The 15,241-nt window shown below is 70.8% G+C and carries 12 protein-coding genes; 6 read left to right on the plus strand and 6 right to left on the minus strand.

All coding sequences use genetic code 11. The features are described from left to right. Positions 1-19: 19 nt before the first annotated feature. Entirely contained in the window at positions 20-3,034 is a 3,015-nt protein-coding gene (locus D0T12_RS23890; RefSeq protein ID WP_117401898.1) for a BTAD domain-containing putative transcriptional regulator, read from the plus strand. On the opposite strand, the gene D0T12_RS23895 is transcribed toward D0T12_RS23890, so the two are convergent. The 4 genes from D0T12_RS23895 to D0T12_RS23910 form a co-directional block, all read right to left on the minus strand. Continuing rightward, positions 3,012-3,866: a geranyl diphosphate 2-C-methyltransferase gene (locus D0T12_RS23895; RefSeq protein WP_117401899.1), complete on the minus strand. Its 855-nt coding sequence runs from the start codon at positions 3,864-3,866 to the stop codon at positions 3,012-3,014. The two genes, D0T12_RS23890 and D0T12_RS23895, sit on opposite strands and share 23 nt — an antisense overlap. Before the next feature lie 28 nt (positions 3,867-3,894). After that, positions 3,895-5,124, minus strand: a complete 1,230-nt coding sequence (locus D0T12_RS23900) for a family 2 encapsulin nanocompartment cargo protein terpene cyclase (protein WP_199487650.1) — start codon at positions 5,122-5,124, stop codon at positions 3,895-3,897. A 134-nt stretch (positions 5,125-5,258) separates the two neighbouring features. Beyond that, the gene (locus tag D0T12_RS23905) at positions 5,259-6,110 is read right to left on the minus strand and encodes an EamA family transporter (RefSeq protein WP_199487651.1); all 852 of its coding nucleotides are present in this window, start codon (positions 6,108-6,110) and stop codon (positions 5,259-5,261) included. Beyond that, positions 6,107-6,628, minus strand: a complete 522-nt coding sequence (locus tag D0T12_RS23910) for a MarR family transcriptional regulator (protein WP_117401901.1) — start codon at positions 6,626-6,628, stop codon at positions 6,107-6,109. The genes D0T12_RS23905 and D0T12_RS23910 overlap by 4 nt, the downstream gene beginning before the upstream one ends. Before the next feature lie 63 nt (positions 6,629-6,691). On the opposite strand from D0T12_RS23910, the gene selA reads away from it, so the two are divergent. Further along, a complete protein-coding gene (selA, locus tag D0T12_RS23915; protein ID WP_199487652.1) occupies positions 6,692-8,002 on the plus strand; it encodes an L-seryl-tRNA(Sec) selenium transferase in 1,311 nt (436 codons plus the stop codon). On the opposite strand, the gene fdh is transcribed toward selA, so the two are convergent. Continuing rightward, complete coding sequence (gene fdh, locus D0T12_RS23920) at positions 7,999-11,244, minus strand: formate dehydrogenase (protein ID WP_147339614.1); 3,246 nt, start codon at positions 11,242-11,244, stop codon at positions 7,999-8,001. The genes selA and fdh overlap by 4 nt on opposite strands. A gap of 145 nt (positions 11,245-11,389) precedes the next feature. Between fdh and D0T12_RS23930 the strand changes: the two genes are divergently transcribed. From D0T12_RS23930 to D0T12_RS23945, 4 genes are all read left to right on the plus strand, one after another. Continuing rightward, positions 11,390-11,761: a hypothetical protein gene (locus D0T12_RS23930; RefSeq protein ID WP_117401905.1), complete on the plus strand. Its 372-nt coding sequence runs from the start codon at positions 11,390-11,392 to the stop codon at positions 11,759-11,761. Between the two features lie 50 nt (positions 11,762-11,811). Next, positions 11,812-12,555, plus strand: a complete 744-nt coding sequence (locus D0T12_RS23935; protein ID WP_117401906.1) for an arsenate reductase/protein-tyrosine-phosphatase family protein — start codon at positions 11,812-11,814, stop codon at positions 12,553-12,555. A gap of 20 nt (positions 12,556-12,575) precedes the next feature. After that, positions 12,576-12,965, plus strand: a complete 390-nt coding sequence (locus D0T12_RS23940) for a VOC family protein (protein WP_117401907.1) — start codon at positions 12,576-12,578, stop codon at positions 12,963-12,965. A 385-nt stretch (positions 12,966-13,350) separates the two neighbouring features. After that, positions 13,351-14,013, plus strand: a complete 663-nt coding sequence (locus D0T12_RS23945; protein ID WP_117401908.1) for a DUF4360 domain-containing protein — start codon at positions 13,351-13,353, stop codon at positions 14,011-14,013. 615 nt (positions 14,014-14,628) lie between these two features. On the opposite strand, the gene D0T12_RS23950 is transcribed toward D0T12_RS23945, so the two are convergent. Continuing rightward, on the minus strand, positions 14,629-15,009 hold the full coding sequence (locus D0T12_RS23950) for a hypothetical protein (RefSeq protein ID WP_117401909.1): 381 nt from the start codon (positions 15,007-15,009) through the stop codon (positions 14,629-14,631). Positions 15,010-15,241 lie beyond the last annotated feature (232 nt).

The raw sequence follows: 15,241 nt of genomic DNA on the forward strand, positions 1-15,241 counted from the left end.
CCGCATTACGGTGGCGGGTATGCGATCCGGGGTGCACGTGCGTTTCGGGGTGCTCGGCCCCCTGGATGTGCGGACGGTCGATGGCGCCCCGGTGAAGGTCGCCGACCGCAAGGTCCGCGCGCTGCTCGCCGACCTTCTCGCGCACGCCGGACGCGCCGTCCCCGCCGACCGGCTGATCGACGACATGTGGGGCGACGACCTGCCCGCCGACCCGGTCGCGACCCTCCGGGCACGCGTCTCCCAGCTCCGCCGCACCCTGGACGACGCCGAACCCGGCGCCCGCGCCCTGGTCGAGAAGAGCCCGCCCGGGTACCGCCTGAACGTCCGCCCCGACGACGCCGCGCGCTTCGAGGAACTCCTCGCCGACGCTCGCGCGGCCACCGACCCGGCGGTCAGGGCCGCGCTCGTGACCGACGCCCTGTCCCTGTGGCGCGGCCCCGCCTACGCCGACTTCGCCGACGCGGCGTTCACCGCGCCGGAGATCGCGCGCCTGGACGAGCTGCGGCTCGCGGCCGTGGAGACGCGCGCCGAGGCCCGGCTCGAACTCGGCGACCACGAGGCGCTGACGGCCGAACTGCGCGTCCTCGTCGACGAGCATCCGCTCCGGGAACGGCTCCGCGCGGCCTACATGCGCGCCCTGTACCGCGCGGGCCGTCCCGCCGAGGCGCTCACGACCTACGAGGACCTTCGCCTGCGGCTCGGCGAGGACCTCGGCGCCGATCCCGGCCCGGCCCTCACCGACCTGCACCTGTCCATCCTGCGCGGCACCTTCGCCGTCCCGCGCGACCTGCCCGCCGACGTCACGTCGCTGATCGGCCGCGACGCGGACGCGCACGAGGTCGAGGGCCTGCTGCGCGGCTCCCGGCTCGTGACGCTGGGCGGCCCGGGCGGGGTCGGCAAGACCCGGCTGGCCCTCGCCGTCGCCAGACGGACGAGGGAGCGGCATCCCGACGGTGTCCGGTTGGTGGCGTTGGACGAGGGACTGGAAGCGGGCGCGTCCCTCGACGACGTGGCGTCGTTCGTGGCCGGTGCCCTGGGGGTCCGCGACGACGCGGGCGTCGCGGGAGATCCGGCCGCCAGGCTCGGCGCGGCGCTGCGCGGACGGCGGGTCCTGCTCGTCCTCGACAACTGCGAGCACGTCGTGGAACCGGTGGCCCGCCTGGTCGCCGGGCTGCTGCGGGACACCGCCGAACCACGCGTCCTCGCGACGAGCCGCGAACCGCTCGGAATCTCCGGTGAGCGGCTGTGGCACGTCCCGCCGCTGAAGGCGGACGCCGCCGCCGAACTGTTCACCGAACGCGCCGCCGTCACCGTCGACTCGGCCGCGACCCGGACGGCGGTCGCGGAGATCTGCGCGCGGCTCGACGGCATCCCGCTCGCGCTGGAACTGGCCGCCACCCGGGTCCGGGCCCTCGGCGTCCGGGAGTTGGCGGCGCGGCTCGACGACCGGTTCCGGCTGCTCGCGTCCGGCAGGCGGGACGCGCCCGCGCGGCAGCGCACGCTCCGCGCCGTGATCGACTGGAGCTGGGAACCGCTCGGCGAACCGGAACGGACCGTGTTGCGGCGGCTCGCGGTCCACTCGGGCGGGTGCACGCTCGACGCCGCCGAACAGGTCTGCGGCGCCGACGTCGACGTGCTCGCGCGCCTCGTCGACAGGTCACTGGTCATCGTCGGTGAGGGCCCCCGCTACCGGCTCCTGGAGTCGGTCGCCGCGTACGGCGTCGAACGGCTCCACGAGGCGGGGGAGTACGCGCGGACGCGCCGCCGCCACGCCGAGTACTACGCGGCGTTCGCCGAGACCACCGACCTGTGCGGCCCCGGCCAGGGGGAGGCGCTGCGGCGGCTGCGGGCCGAGTCGGGGAACCTGCGGACCGCCCTGGACCACGCCGTCCGCGACGGCGCCGCCGACCTGGCGTTGCGGCTGGTCAACGCGATGGGCTGGGCCTGGTTCCTGTGGGGGCGGTCCGGTGAGGCGTGCCGCGCGTTCGGCCGGGCCCTCGCCGTCCCCGGAGGCGACCCGGACAGGACCGCCACCGCCATGACCTGGCACACCGGTTTCGCGATGCTCGAAGGCGACGGCCACGACCGCGACCGGCGCTGCCGCGACGCCCTCGCCGCGCACAGCGGGAGGAACCCGTGGGCGGAGTGGTTCCTCGGCTTCACCCGCAACGGGTTCGGCGACCTCGACGCGATCGACGAACTGGTGTCGTCCGCGCTCGACGGGTTCCGCGACATCGGCGACGCGTGGGGTGAGGCGGCGGCGCTCGCCACCCGGGCCGCGCAGGCGCTGACCGCGGGCGACCTGTCCCGCGCGGGCGTCGACGGCGAACGCGCCCTGGAGCTGTTCCGGAAGACGAACGACCGCTGGGGACGGCTCCGGGTGATCGAGACCCTCGGCCATCTCGCCGAGGTGACCGGCGACTACGACCGCGCCGCGCGGCTCCACGAGAGCGGGCTGCGCGACGCCGAGGAACTCGGGCTGGTGACGGAGATGGCCGCCGCCGTGTCCCGCCTCGGCCGTATCGCGCTGCTCACCGGCGACCTCGACCGCGCGGACGGCCTGCACGAACGCGGCAGGAGGCTGGCGGTCAGCGAGTCGCATCGCCGGTTGGAGCACTTCGCCGAGATCGGGCTCGCGCTGTCGGCCCGCCGCCGCGGCCGGCTGGACGAGGCGGAGACGATCCTGCGCGGCTGGCTGGACTGGTGCCGCGACATCGACGGCGCGCCCGGCCTGGCGTTCCTGCTGGCCGAACTGGGCTTCGTCGCCGAACAGCGCGGCGACGCCCGCCGGGCCCTCGACCTGCACGCCGAGGGACTGGCCGCGGCCCGCGCCACCGGCAACCCGAGGGCGGTCGCCCTGGCGATGGAGGGCATGGCCGGGGCGCTGTCCCTCGCGGGCCGTGACGCGGAGGCCGCGGCGTCGCTGGACGCCGCGGCCTCCGCCCGGGAAGCGGCCGCCGCGCCGCTGCCCGCGGCGGAACGCGGGGACGTCGACCGGATCGAGCGGCGCCTCAGACGCGGTCGGCCGCGATGAGCAGGTACTGGAAGCTGCCGCCCTTGTAGGCGTCGAGAAAGGCCGACTCGATGCCGGTGGCCAGGGACGACTTCGCGCGCAGCTCCCAGTACGGGATCGTCGAGGCGGTGAGGTCCACCACGCTCACCGGGACGAGCCGGTTCGCCGCCAACTCCCTGAAATACGTGCTGCGCGGATGGATGTCGCAGATGTAGTGCGCGTTGATCTCGCTGACGGCCCGCGACGGCAGCCCGTAGGCGTCGTTGTAGCAGCCGGTGACGCACACGTACCGTCCGCCGCGCTTCAACAGCCGGGCGTGCTCGGCGAACAGCAGGGAAAGCTCCACGTACATCGTGCTCTCGTTGTTCCAAGCGGCCTGGTAGGCGCCGGTCTCGAAACCGGTGTCGAGCATGTTCTTGAAGTGGAAGCTCACCTTGTCGTCCACGCCGCGCCGCTCGGCCTGCTCGGTGGCGAACGCGACCTGCGACTCGGAGATCGACACCCCGTCCACCCGGCAGCCGAACCGCTGGTGGGCCATCAGGCTGGACCCGCCGCGTCCACAGCCCGCGTCCAGCACCCGGTCGGAGGGCCGGAGGGGGCCGAGATGGTTCATCAGCAGGTCGGCCTGTGCGGTCTCCAACCGGTGCAACTCGGCGATCGTCCGCTCCTCGCGAGTGTCCTCAGGGCCGTCCAGAACGGTCCAGTCCACGACGCCGACGCCATAGTGGTGGTGGTAGATGCCGTCCACCTCGCCCAGCCGCAGGTTGACCGGGTTCCGCTCGGCGTTCCAATAGTCGGCGACGGAGTGCTGGTAGAGGCTGGTGAGAACCGCGGAGCCGTGGTTGGAGCTCATATCGGGGTGATCCTTTCTCGACGGGTCGTCACTTGTAGCGGTCGGAGGATCCGTGCCAGTCGAAGCCGCCGGCCATCCAGCCCTGCACGCCGAGCAGGAACCGCTGGAGTTCGGGGGACGGGAGCGCGGCGAGCTCCTTCTGACCGGCCTCGAAGCCCCGGACGAAGTGGTTGTGCATCGCGACGGCGGTCTCGGCCGCCTCGCGCAGCGGGCAGCCCTCCTCCTCGGCGATCAGCAGGACCACGTTGCAGTCGGGCAGCTCGTCGGCCGCCTCCTTCTCCGCCGAATACAGGTCGTTCACGATGACGGAGGCGGTGCCCGCCTGCATCACCGCGCGGTGGACGCGCGGCTCCCAGAACAGGTTCGCGTCGAGCTGGTAGCCGCCGACGATGTCGACCAGCGTCATCGACGTGTAGAAGCTGTCGTGCTGCCGCGCGGCCAGATACCGCCACACCGGGGGCCGTTCGCCGGTGTGGCGCCACGCCGCGTACGCGGCCCAGCTCACGTACATCTGGGACGTGATGGTGCAGATCCGCATGACCTGGGACGTGCTCCCGAGGCGCCGCACATGTTCGGTGGCCGAGCGCAGCGCGACGAGGACGGGATCGGCGCGGATCGCGTCCTCCAACTGCTCGGTGTACCTTCCGGCGGGCGGCGGCGGGTCCATCGCCGACATCACGAGGGCCAGCCGGGGCGGCAGCTCGACCGGCGCGGCCCCGAGGTCGGTCTCGTCGGCGTAGTAGTCGTCGCTGGCCCACCACGCGGCGTTCATCTTGGCCGCGAGGAGCAGCGCGTCGACGTCGTCGGTCTCGGGATGGGCGAGGACGGCCAGGCGCCCGAACCCGGTGTCGCGGAACCGGTCGAGCCGGTCGGCGTAGATCCCGACCTCGGCGGCCCACGCGACCAGCCGGTCGTTGACCTCGCGGGCGAGGTCGTCGTCGACCCGCGCCGTCAGCGGGCAGTACAGCGGGGGAAAGGAGCCGTCGCCCCACTCCCGCTCGGCGTACCCGGGGGAGAAGTGACCGCCCTTGCGCGTCGGACTCGGGAGACTTGGACCCGGGAGACTCGGGCTCGGGAGGCGAGGGGGCGGAGGCGCGAGGACGGCCCCCCGCGCGGGCGCGACGACCGCTTCCGCGTCCGGTGTGTCGACGCCCGGCATGTCGGGGCGCAGCAGGTCCGTGACACGCGCCGCCGACGTGCCCAGACCGCTCGGGCCGGACAGGAGCCGGTTCACCCTCTCCGCCAGCTGCTCGTCCATCGTCGTCCCCTCGCTGGAAGGCGTCTCCAGGGAGCCGTGTGGCTCCGGGGAACAGTTACTCATAGCTTTGCCTCGGCTACAACCGGCTATGACCTTTCCCTGCGGTGACAGAATGTGACCGGTCGGTTTCTAGCTCATATCGGCGCGGTGAGCAGGAGAACGGAGGCGGCGGCGCCCACCAGCCCGGCCGCCTGCGCCGCCGACAGCCGTTCGCGCAGCGCGGTGACACCGAGCAGGACGGGCACGACCGGGTACAGCGACGACAGGACGACCGCGACCACGACGAGCTGCTCCCGCGTGGCCAGCAGGTAGCAGACGAGGGCCGCCGCGGCGAGGCCCCCGTTCGCCGCCGACCAGAACGCCGGCATCCCGGACGACGACCGGCGTTCCGGCCCTCCCGGGCGCGTGCGCATGATCGGGAGGATCGTCAGTACGGCCGCGACGCGTCCCACCGCGACCGGCCAGATCCCCGAACCGTCGTCGGCCTGGGCGAGCGCGAGGTACTGGATCCCGATGCCGGCACCGGCGACGAGCCCGTTGCCGATCGCCGCCCGCACCCTGCCGTGTTCATCCGACCGTGAGCGGGACACCAGCCACAGCGCGGGCAGGACCACGACGATCCCGGCCCAGGCGGGCAGTGACGGACGGTCGCCCAGCAACGCCACGCCGACGACGACCGGCAGCGCCACACCGCCGACCGCGCTGACGGGCACGACCACGCTCATGTCGCCCCGGCTGAGTCCGCGGTAGAGGAACACCATCGCGAGGCCCGTTCCGGCTCCCGACAGCGCGCCCCAGCCGAGGTCGGCCACGTGCACCCGGTCGGCGGGGACGAACAACGCGGCGACGACCGCGCACACGAGCCCGCCCACCTGCCCGAGGAGCGCCACGGCCCGGTAGTCCACGCGCCGGGACAGCAACCCGCCCACCACATCGGCGACGCCGTAGGCGAGCGCCGACGCCAGTGCCAGGAACGCGCCCGTCACACGCTCCCCGCCGCGTCGCGTTCGGCCTGACCGACGGGGCACACCGCGCCCGCGACACAGCATCGCCGGTCGCACAGGCGGCACATGACGTCCGCGTCACCGATCCGCGCGTACAGACGGGTCAGCAGTTTGGCGAGGAGAGCGGTGAGCGTCGCCCGCTCGTCGTCGTCGAGGACGTCCAGCACGTCGGCCAGCGGCGCGCCACGCGCGGCGAGCATGTCGCCGACCGTGTCCTCGCCCGCCTGGGTGAGCCGTACGCGCACGACGCGCCCCTCCCCGCGCCGCCGGGTCGCCAGGCCGGAGGCCTCCAGGCCGTCCACCATCCGCGCGGCGGCGGACTGGGTGAGGCCGACGCGGCGCCCCAGTTCGGTGACGCCGACGTCGGGGGCGTCCGCCAGGACGATCAGCGCGGCGGCCGCGCTGGCGCTCACCCGTCCGGCCCCGGTGGCCCCGGCGAGCACGAGGTCGGTCACCGCCAGCGAGGTGGCGCCCAGCAGATTTCCCAGTCGTTCATGCATGACTCATGCATTATAACGCCGTGGGATGCTGGCCGGGTGGCGCGTGCACCCGGAGGTCGCCAGATGGATCAGCAGGCCGAGCCCGCCGACGCGCGGCGGCGCATCGCCCGCACGGACGTGCTGCTCGCCGACCCGCGCCTGGTCGAGGCCGCGGGACGGCTCGGTCGCGGCGTCGTCAAGGCGGCCGTCGTCCGGGCGCAGCACAGAGCGCGGGTGGGAGAGATCGCCCCGGAGGCGGTCGCCGACACGGCGGTGGAGGCGCTGCCGCCGACCGCGTCCGGGCTGCGTCCCGTGCTCAACGCGACCGGCGTCCTGCTGCACACCAACCTCGGCCGGGCGCCGCTGTCGGACGCCGCCCGGGACGCCGTGGCCGTGGCGTCCGGCGCCACCGACGTCGAACTCGACCTCGACACCGGCCGCCGCGCGAGACGCGGACGGTCCGCGCTCGCCGCCCTGGTGGAGCGGGTGCCGCCGGCGGAGGCCGCCCACGTCGTCAACAACGGCGCCGCCGCGCTCGTCCTGGCGGCGACCGCGCTCGCCGCCGACCGGGAGATCGTGATCAGCCGCGGAGAGATGGTGGAGATCGGTGACGGCTTCCGCATCCCCGAACTGCTCGCCGCGACCGGCGCGCGGCTCCGCGAGGTCGGCACCACCAACCGGACCACCCCGGACGACTACGCCGCCGCGGTCGGCGACGCGACCGGCTTCATCCTCAAGGTCCACCCGTCGAACTTCCGCGTCACCGGCTTCACCCGCGGCGCGGACGTCGCCGAACTGACCGGTCTCGGCGTCCCCGTCGTCGCCGACATCGGCTCCGGCCTCCTCGCCCCCGAACCGCTCCTTCCGGACGAACCCGACGCCGCGTCCATGCTCAGGGCCGGCGCGCACCTCGTCACGGCCAGCGGCGACAAGCTGCTCGGCGGCCCCCAGTGCGGAATCGTCCTCGGCCGCGACGACCTGGTGCGGCGCCTCGCCCGGCACCCGCTGGCCCGTGCGCTGCGGGTCGGCAAGATGACGCTCGCCGCGCTGGAGGCCACCGTCCGGGGCCCGCGCACCCCGACCGACGCGGCCCTGCACGCCGACGTCGCCTCGCTTCGGGAGCGGGCCGAACGCCTCTCCGCGCGCCTGCGGGACGGCGGCGTCGACGCCCGCGCCGTCGACGGCGAAGCGGCGGTCGGGGGCGGCGGCGCACCCGGCGTCGTCCTGCCCAGCGCCGCCGTGGCGCTACCCGAGCCGTACGCGGTGCGGCTGCGGCGCGGGACCCCGGCCGTCATGGGGCGGGTCGAGGACGGACGCTGCCTCCTCGACCTCCGCTCGGTCCCACCCGACCAGGACGACGTCCTCGCCGGAGCCGTCCTCGCGGCCGGACGCTAGACCTCGGTGCCCGTCTCGTCGGTGATCCCGGCCCGCTCCCGGTACTCGCGGACGAGCGCCACGGCGGCGGGCCCGCGCGGCCGCCGTCCCGGGCGGATGTCGCACGCGAGGGCCTTCGCCTCCTGGATGTGCGTGTTCGGGTCCAGGCTGAGATGCAGCAGCTCGTTCGCCGCGTCACCACGGCTGTAACCGTTCGGCCCCCAGTGGTAGGGCAGGCCGATCTGATGCAGCGTCCGGCCGTCCACGACGAGCGCGGCCATCCGCTCCGTCACCAGGACCCGCGCCTCCACCACGGCGCGCGGGCTCACGATCGTCGCCCACCCGCCGTGCTCCAGGTTCCGCATCGCCGCCAGTTCCGGCGACACCTCGCAGAAGAACTCCGGCTGCAACTCGGCCAGATACGGCTGCCACCGCGACATGCCGCCCGCCGTGTGATGCTCGGTGAGCCGGTACGTCGTCGCCACGAACGGGTACACGTCCGCGCCCGGCTCCCCGTCGACGGGTCCGTAGCGGTTGTCGGGATGCCGCGGCGGCAGATGCCGGACCGGATTGCGCTGCTGCCCGTACAGCGGGTTCGTGAACGGCGACTCCTGCGGTTCGTAGTGCGCCGGGAGGGGGCCGTCGGTCAGCCCCGCCGGGACGTACAGCCACGCCTTGCCGTCCGCCTGCATGATGAACGGGTCGTCGCCCGCGAGCGCGTCCGGGCCCGTCGCGTCTTCGGGGGGTTGGTAGTCCGGCGGCCGGTCGGCGATGAAGTCGGGCACGTCATGGCCCGTCCACGTGCCCTGCTCCGCGTCCCACCAGATGAGGGCCTTGCGTTCGCTCCACGGGTTGCCGTCCGGGTCGGCGGACGCCCGGTTGTAGATGATGCGCCGGTTCATCGGCCACGCCCATCCCCACTCGGGAGCGACCCAGTTCTGGTCCCGGCCCGGTTTGCGGCGGGCGGTCTGGTTGACGCCGTCCGCGTAGCAGCCGCAGTAAATCCAGCAGCCGCAACTGGTGGAACCGTCGTCCTTGAGCTGCGTGTAGGACGACAGCGGGTTCCCTTCACCGTCGAACCCGTTGATCTCCGCCAGCACCGCCTCGGCGTCCGGTTCGTCCAGGGGCCCCTCGGTCGGGTAGTCCCACGTCAGATCCAGCACCGGACGGTCCATCTCTTCGGACGACCCCGCGAGCTTCTCCCTGATGATCCGGCCCAGGTGGTACATGAACCACAGGTCGCTGCGTGTGTCCTCGACCGGCTCGACGGCCTTGTAGTGCCATTGCAGCATCCGCTGCGTGTTCGTGAAGCTGCCGTCCTTCTCGGTGTGCGCGGCGGCGGGCAGGAAGAAAACCTCAGTGCCGATGTCCTCGGTCCGCATCTCGCCCGTGTCGATCTCGGGACCGTCCTTCCACCAGGTCGCCGACTCGATCAGCGAGAAGTCGCGGACGACGAGCCACTCCAGGTTCGCCATCCCGAGCCGCTGGATCTTCGCGTTGGCCGACCCGACCGCCGGGTTCTCGCCCAGCAGGAAGTAGCCCTTGCAGTCGCCCGCGATCTGGGCCATCGACGTCTCGTACGTGCTGTGCGCACCCGTCAGGCGAGGCAGGTAGTTGAAGCAGTAGTCGTTGTCCTCCGTCGCCGCGTCGCCCCAGTACGACTTCATCAAGCTGACGAAGTACGCGCGTATGTTGCCCCAGAAACCCTTGCGGGCCGCCTCCGCCTCGATGAACGTGTCCAGGTCCTCGTTCGAGTGCGCGTGCGGCATCGGTATGTAGCCGGGCAGCAGGTTGAACAACGTCGGGATGTCCGTCGAGCCCTGGATGGACGCGTGACCCCGCAACGCCAGGATGCCGCCGCCCGGACGCCCGATGTTGCCGAGCAGCGTCTGCAGGATCGAGGCCGTCCGGATGTACTGGACGCCGACCGTGTGCTGCGTCCAGCCGACCGCGTAGGCGAACGCGGTCGTCCGTTCGGGTCCGGAGTTCTCCGTGACCATCTCGCAGACCTTCAGGAACTGCTCCTTCGGGACACCGCAGATCCGCTCCACCATCTCCGGCGTGTACCGCGCGAAGTGCCGCTTGAGCACCTGGAACACACACCGCGGATGCTCCAGCGACGGGTCGCGCTGCGGGTGGCCCTCACCGATCCCGGCACCGCCCGAACCGTGCGCCTCACCCCGTCCCGCCTCCGACACCCGGGGCTCCCACTGCATGTCGCGTTGCCCGGCCGCGGCCTGGGCGTTCATCCCCTCGTACTGCCACGAGTCGGTGTCATAGGTGCGCTTCTCCCGGTCGAGCCCGGAGAACACCCCGTCGAGATCCTCGGTGTCGCGGAAATCCTCCGAAAGGATCACCGACGCGTTCGTGTACGCCACCACGTAGTCGCGGAAGTACTTGTCGTTCTCCAGCACGTAGCGGACCATCCCGCCGAGGAACGCGATGTCACTCCCGGCCCGCAGCGGCACATGCGCGTCCGCGAGCGCACTCGTCCGCGTGAACCGGGGGTCCACATGGACGAGCTTGGCCCCACGCGCCTTCGCCTCCATCACCCACTGGAACCCGACCGGATGGCACTCGGCCATGTTCGAGCCCTGGATGACGATGCAGTCCGCGTTCTGCAGATCCTGCTGGAACGTGGTCGCGCCGCCGCGTCCGAACGAGGTTCCCAGACCGGGAACGGTGGAGGAGTGTCAAATACGCGCCTGATTCTCGATCTGCACCGCGCCGAGCGCGGTGAACAGCTTCTTGATCAGGTAGTTCTCCTCGTTGTCGAGGGTGGCGCCGCCGAGGCTCGCGAAGCCCAGCGTCCGCCGCACCCGCAGCCCGTCCTCGCTCTCCCACTGCCAGCCGCGCCGCCGCGCGTCTATCACCCGGTCGGCGATCATCTCCATCGCGGTGTCGAGTTCGAGCGGTTCCCACTCGGTGCCGTACGGCCGCCGGTAGAGCACCCGGTGCTCGCGGGCCGACCCGGTGGTCAACTGGAGCGTGGCCGACCCCTTCGGGCACAGCCGCCCGCGGCTGACCGGTGAGTCCGGGTCGCCCTCGACGTGGGTGACCTTGCCGTCCTTGACGTAGACGTCCTGGCCGCAGCCGACCGCGCAGTACGGGCAGACGGACTTGACGACCCGGTCGGCCTCGCTCACCCGCGCCCTGATCCGCTCGGTGCCCGCGCTCTTCGCCGCGGCCCCACGCCCCAGCGGATCGTCACCGGTGAACTGGCGGTAGACGGGCCACGACCCGATCCAGGTACGAACGCCCACGTCACCACCCCTCACCTCGGCGCGCCGTCCACCTACCCGGCGCCCCTCCCACGAAACACCCGGGGCCCTCCGCGAACCGGGAGGCGTCAACCCACGTACAAGTCAGCGGACGTCCAGGCGGACCCTCCGGACAGCGGGACTGCGCATGCGAAGTATCGACGACGGCTGGCTGCGATTCCTGACCGAACTGGAGGACGACTGCCCGGCGTGCCACGGCACCGGCAGGACGGCGAACGCGCGGTGGCGGGCCTGGCACCAGCGCGCCCACGAACTGATCGCGGTGGCCGAGGCCGCGCACCGCGCCAACGAACTGACCCCGGTTCCCCACACCACGCCGGACGGGCCCGCCATCGTCACCGCGGTGGAACGCGCCATCGAGGACCACATGAGGGCCCGTCCCGCGGACCCCGAGGAAACCCCCTGTGGCACGTGCCACGGCATCGGCAGGCAACTCACCCCCGCGGGCCGCATGTTCACCGACCTCCTGACCCGCCACGGCTTCATCCGCAACGCGTAATCGATCAAACCAGACTGATAGATCAAACCAGTTTGTTCTAAGCTGTCGTTGTGTCCACCGTCACAGCACAGCCGCCCGAGTTCCTCCAGCTGACCGGGCACCCGATCCGCTGGCAGCTGCTCACCGAGCTGACACACAGCGACCGCCAGGTCCGTGAACTGGCGGCGCTGATCGGTCGACGCCAGAGCCTGGTCTCCTACCACCTGGCCCAGCTGCGCGAAGGCGGGCTGGTGACCGTACGGCGCAGCTCGGCCGACGGCCGCGACACCTACTACCGCCTCGACCTGGAAGCCTGCCGCGACCGTCTCGCCGAGGCGGCCACCGCCCTTCACCCCGGCCTGCGCCTCGCCCCGGCGCCACCGCCCGCGCCCGTTCCGCGCCCGCCCGTCCGGGTCCTCTTCCTGTGCACGGGCAACAGCTCCCGCTCCCAGATGGCGGAGGCGATCCTGGAACAGGTGGGCGGCTCCCACTTCGAGGCCGCCAGCGCCGGAAGCCACCCGATGCCCCTGCACCCCAACGCCGTGCGCGTCATGCGTGAACGCGGCCTCGACATCGGCGGCCGCCGCTCCAAGCACCTGAGCGAGTTCACCGACCGGACGTTCCACCACGTGATCAGCCTGTGCGATCGCGTTCGGGAAGTGTGCCCCGACTTCCCCGGCCGACCCAGGACCGCGCACTGGAGCATGCCCGACCCGGCGACCGAGGGAACGGACGACGCGACCACCTACCCGGCATTCGTCCGTACCGCGTCCGAACTGAACACCCGCATCCAATTCCTGCTGTCCACGACCTGACAAGATCAAGGGGCGAAGAAATGCCGGAAGACCTGACGAATTTCGTGAACGTCCGCTACATGGTGAACGACGTCGAAACAGCGGTCGGCTTCTACACCGAACACCTCGGCTTCACCGTCAGGACGAACGCGGCACCGGCGTTCGCCGACGTCGTCCGCGGCAACCTGCGGCTCCTGCTCAGCGGCCCGTCCAGCTCGGCGGGCCGCCCCATGCCGGACGGCACCGAGCCGGCACCCGGCGGCTGGAACCGCATCCACCTCATCGTGCCGGACATCGCCGCCGAGGTGGACCGCCTCCGCAATGCGGGCCTCACTTTCCGGAACGACATCGTCACCGGCCCGGGCGGCAATCAGATCCTGCTGGAAGACCCGTCCGGCAACCCGATCGAACTCTTCCAACCGGCCGCCTGACGACCACCGAGCACCGGCGGCCTGACCAGGCCGCCGGTGCTCACGCATGCCCGGCCGGCGACCGTTTCCGGCCAGCACCCGATGCCCGTACACCTGCTCATCGACCCTCCCCACCCCCCGACCCCCGTTTGGAACGATTCTTTGTCAAAGACCCGGTATTGACCCTCGATGATCGATGATCAAGTCGGCTGAAGCGCTTTCATTGGACAATTGAAATGGATCGAAAAGTTGAAAAACTTAGATTGACGATACTTAACTATAGAAGTTATCCTCTGTTCAGATCTTGGATCTGTCAGCGCCGGTGTCCGTCCAGTCCAGACCTCCGGCCCCACTTCTTCGGTCTCCTGAAGAAGTGGAAGCTCCTACTGTTGAGCAGAGGAACCACATGCGTAGAGGTATCGCCGCTTCTGTCGCTGTCACCGCGCTCGCCTTGACCGCGGTGTCCACCACCCCCGCAGCCGCGTCCGGGGAATTTCTCGAACGCGGCCCCGAGGGAGTCACCATCGAGATCGCCACGGTCATGGGCAGTGGATGTCCGCAGGACACCGCCGCGGTGGCCCTGTCCAAGGACGCCGAGGCCTTCACCATCACCTACAGCAAGTACCTCGCCCAGGTGGGCGGCGCTTCACCGCCCACCGACGAGCGCAAGAACTGTCAGATCAACCTGAGAGTGCACGTTCCCCAGGGCTTCACCTACGCCGTCTCGAAAGTGGACTACCGCGGCTTCGCCAACTTGCAACCCGGCGCAACCGCCACCCAGATCGCCAGCTACTACTTCCAAGGCGATACGAGCACCAGGCACCACGCCACCGAATTCAAAGGCCCGCACAAGAAGTTCTGGCAGACCACCGACCTCGTACCGCTGGCCGCGCTCGTATGGTCACCATGCGGTGAACAGCGCAACTTCAACATCAATACGCAACTGCTGGTGGACGTCGGGACCTCGGACGATTCGAAGGTCAGCTACATCAACATGGACTCCACCGACGGCGACATCAACACCACATACCACTACTCCTGGAAGCGTTGCGTTAAACCAGGAAACTGATTCCGGCCAAGCGCAGGGAGTGGCCACCTGGACGCCGGCCGCATACCGGAAGAAGTGTCCAAGACACCGATCGGTCCAACCGGGCCATGCCCTCCTACAACGGGCACGGCCCGGTCCCGCCACAGCCAGAGTCGTGGCTCAGAGCACCGATCCAGACAGGCGCCTCGCTCTCGACACGTGATCCCGCCCACGGCAGGCTCGGGAACGTCCCCATGGTCCGCCATTGGAACGTGGGCCGTCCATGGCCTTCTCCGACGAGCACCAGGAAGTGCCGTTCGTAGTTCTGAAGCAATTCATCGACCGAGTCGGCAAAGCACTCGCCACCACGACCTGACCGGGCACGCCCTGGGCACGATCTCGGGGCGAGAAGGGCCCAGGCGGGAAGTAGGGTTCCTGCCTGGGCCTTTGGGGTGGAGCGGGCGACGGGAATTGAACCCGCGTAGGCAGTTTGGAAGATTTCGGGCCACGATCTTGAAACCAGCCCCAACGCAGGTCACCGCCCACACCCCGTGATCCGCAAGCGACCGTAGCCCCCCGCTATCGACCATCCCAACGGGCACGATCAGGGCACGGCCTTTCGGTGACCGAACCGATCATCGGAAGGCATGGGTGCGGTCAGCTTGGTGTCCTAGCGTTGAAGGGCGGCTCGGGAGGATCCGAGTGTCCGTTGCTGCCTGCGGCCGTCACTTGCCAGCAAGGTTCTCTCGCATCGTCGAGGTAGAGCCACACGTAGACGACGGGGAAGGGCTTGCCTTCGTGATCGAGGGGCGGCTCGGTGGCAGCAGTGGCAAGCTGCTGGGCCAAGATGCCGGCGTAGCCCGTGGAAAACTGCGGACGGTGATTGACTTGCACCACCGTGGTAGGCCGGTCACCCTGCCAGATGGTGAGTTGGTCACCGGTTACACCGATGCTGGTGATGGTGTCTGCACGGATGAGATGGATGTCTTCGGTCACCAGCCAGACCACGGGGGGACTCGTGAAGGCTTCGGGCTCCATAACAGCGGATCCTAGAGGTAATACGGCGTCTTCGAGAGTTTACGTCCGGCCCTTGTGGCTGTCTTGGGCATGCGGCGTAGCCGCTGTTCTTCCCCCACTTTCCTCCCCCCGGCCCCGACGAGACCTGTACTTAGCGACGGACGGGTTCTGTCAAGAGTGGCGCCCGTAGGGCGCCCTTGACAGGTTCCGGCCGTCGCCATCCTCAACACATAGGGGTCGGGGGCAGCCACGT

Origin of the sequence: Actinomadura spongiicola (assembly GCF_003432485.1) — a bacterium.
Lineage (GTDB): Bacteria > Actinomycetota > Actinomycetes > Streptosporangiales > Streptosporangiaceae > Spirillospora > Spirillospora spongiicola.

Coding starts and splice junctions, on each gene's coding strand:
- D0T12_RS23940 (WP_117401907.1), top strand. CDS start 12,576: ATGCCGGAAGACCTGACGAATTTCGTGAACGTCCGCTACATGGTGAAC.
- D0T12_RS23930 (WP_117401905.1), top strand. CDS start 11,390: ATGCGAAGTATCGACGACGGCTGGCTGCGATTCCTGACCGAACTGGAG.
- D0T12_RS23945 (WP_117401908.1), top strand. CDS start 13,351: ATGCGTAGAGGTATCGCCGCTTCTGTCGCTGTCACCGCGCTCGCCTTG.
- selA (WP_199487652.1), top strand. CDS start 6,692: ATGGATCAGCAGGCCGAGCCCGCCGACGCGCGGCGGCGCATCGCCCGC.
- D0T12_RS23895 (WP_117401899.1), bottom strand. CDS start 3,866: ATGAGCTCCAACCACGGCTCCGCGGTTCTCACCAGCCTCTACCAGCAC.
- D0T12_RS23950 (WP_117401909.1), bottom strand. CDS start 15,009: ATGGAGCCCGAAGCCTTCACGAGTCCCCCCGTGGTCTGGCTGGTGACC.
- D0T12_RS23910 (WP_117401901.1), bottom strand. CDS start 6,628: ATGCATGAACGACTGGGAAATCTGCTGGGCGCCACCTCGCTGGCGGTG.
- D0T12_RS23890 (WP_117401898.1), top strand. CDS start 20: ATGCGATCCGGGGTGCACGTGCGTTTCGGGGTGCTCGGCCCCCTGGAT.
- D0T12_RS23900 (WP_199487650.1), bottom strand. CDS start 5,124: ATGGACGAGCAGCTGGCGGAGAGGGTGAACCGGCTCCTGTCCGGCCCG.